Annotated in this window: 3 protein-coding genes; 1 reads left to right on the top strand and 2 read right to left on the bottom strand. The window is 44.7% G+C overall.

The genetic code is table 11. The features are described from left to right. Together H6S82_RS31865 and H6S82_RS31860 are read right to left on the bottom strand one after the other, a co-directional pair. Positions 1 to 94: metal ABC transporter permease (locus tag H6S82_RS31865; RefSeq protein ID WP_347339579.1), on the bottom strand; the 94-nt coding region annotated here is incomplete at its 3' end. A 19-nt stretch (positions 95 to 113) separates the two neighbouring features. Beyond that, positions 114 to 851 (bottom strand): metal ABC transporter ATP-binding protein, encoded by a 738-nt coding sequence (locus H6S82_RS31860; RefSeq protein WP_190469643.1) that lies wholly within the window; start codon positions 849 to 851, stop codon positions 114 to 116. 140 nt (positions 852 to 991) lie between these two features. Here H6S82_RS31860 and H6S82_RS31855 point away from each other — a divergent pair. Beyond that, a partial coding sequence (locus H6S82_RS31855) for a zinc ABC transporter substrate-binding protein (RefSeq protein ID WP_191057394.1) occupies positions 992 to 1,755 on the top strand: 764 nt, incomplete at its 3' end.

The following is a 1,755-nucleotide window of genomic DNA, read 5'->3' as shown; positions in this document are numbered from 1 at the left end:
CTCCCATCATTCCCATCTGTTGTACAATCAAGAAACTGCCCACCACTGAGCAAAGGATTCCCAGCAAGATGGCAATAGCCAGGGCGTGACGCATAAATTCAAAACTCAGCGGTTCAATTAGAAAATTCCACATGAAATTTACTCATCATTGTCAATTGCCCGTAAGCTTTTTGAAGATTGGCAGCAGTTAATACTTCTGCCCTCGATCCGTCAGCAATTAAATGTTTGTTCATTAATAAAAAACGGTCGTAATAGCTCAAATTTTCTCCCAAGTCGTGACCGATAACCAACAAAGTTTTATTTTGGGCTTTGAGTTCGGAAAAAATCTCAAAAACTATTTCTTCTGTTTTTTTATCAATGCCAGTAAAAGGCTCGTCAAAAAATAACAATTCCGCTTGCTGCGCCAGTGCGCGTGCTAAAAATACTCGCTGTTGCTGTCCGCCAGAAAGTTCCCCGATTTGACGCTGATGCAATTCCCACATTCCCACCCGTGCAAGCGCAGCTTTAACAATTTCTTGCGATTGACGGTTGGGTTCTTTAAACCAGCCAGTATGTACGGTGCGAGCCATCATCACCGCGTTCCAAACTGTTATAGGATAATCCCAATCGATTTGCGATCGCTGCGGTATATAAGCCACTTGTTTTAATTGCTGCTTCAGCGGACGGGAACGAAACTTTACCACTCCGCTGCAAGTAGCAATAAGCCCCAGCATCCCTTTAATCATTGTACTTTTACCCGCACCGTTAGGGCCAATCACACCGACTAATTGTCCCGGCGCAACGGTGAAGCTGACGCTGTTGACAGCGCAAACTCTTTGGTAACGGACGGCTAAGTTTTGGACTTCCAGCATAGGCGATCCGATTTGAGATTTTAGATTGAATAAACGCTGGGTGAGCTAACTATACAGTAGTATATTAGAATGAGTATCATTATCACATAAAAAGACAAATTTTGTCAAAGCTGATAGGAATTCCTGTCAAGGAGGAGAGGATGTCAGAGAAAAAGCAATGGTTTTGGGGTGCGATAGTAGTAGCGATCGCCACCAGTCTAAGCGGGTGCGGTGCAGATACCCAGGCTACCACCCAAACAACAGCTTCCCCAAAGCCAAAAGTAGTCGCATCATACAGCATTTTGTGCGACTTGACCGAAAAGATCGCCCAGGAAACAGTAGAATTAAAGTGTTTGGTTGGTGCCGATCGAGACCCCCACACGTATCAAGCGACACCCGAAGACCGCAAAGCAATTGAAACCGCACAACTGATTTTTTATGGAGGCTACGACTTTGAACCCGCTATTATTGATTTAGTCAAGGCAACGAATAACTTTGCGCCAAAAGTTGCCGTCAACGAGAAAGCCGTACCCAACCCACTGATGGGAGAAGAACATCACCACCATCATACAGAAGTAGAACAGCATCAAGAAAAACATCAAGATGAAGAAAAAGCCCCCGACCCCCACGTTTGGCACGATGTCGAGAATGGCATCCGCATGGTAGAAATAATTCGCGATCGCTTAATTAACATTGCGCCTGCCAATACTAACCTTTATACCAGCAACGCCCAAAAACTGACAGCGCAATTAAAACAAGTAGATACCTGGATTGCAAGGCAAATTAATACCATTCCTGCCAAGCAACGCAAATTAGTCACAACTCACGACGCTTTGGGTTACTATGCCAAAGCTTACGGTCTCACAATAGAAGGCACACTGCAAGGATTTTCTTCAGAAGAACAACCCACCGCAGCACGAGTAAA

It is taken from the genome of Planktothrix sp. FACHB-1355 (genome assembly GCF_014748295.1).
GTDB classification, from domain to species: domain Bacteria; phylum Cyanobacteriota; class Cyanobacteriia; order Cyanobacteriales; family Aerosakkonemataceae; genus Aerosakkonema; species Aerosakkonema funiforme_A.
Note: the sequence above shows the minus strand (reverse complement) of the source record. Positions and strands in the feature narration are given on the sequence as shown.

Coding starts and splice junctions, on each gene's coding strand:
- H6S82_RS31860 (WP_190469643.1), bottom strand. CDS start 851: ATGCTGGAAGTCCAAAACTTAGCCGTCCGTTACCAAAGAGTTTGCGCT.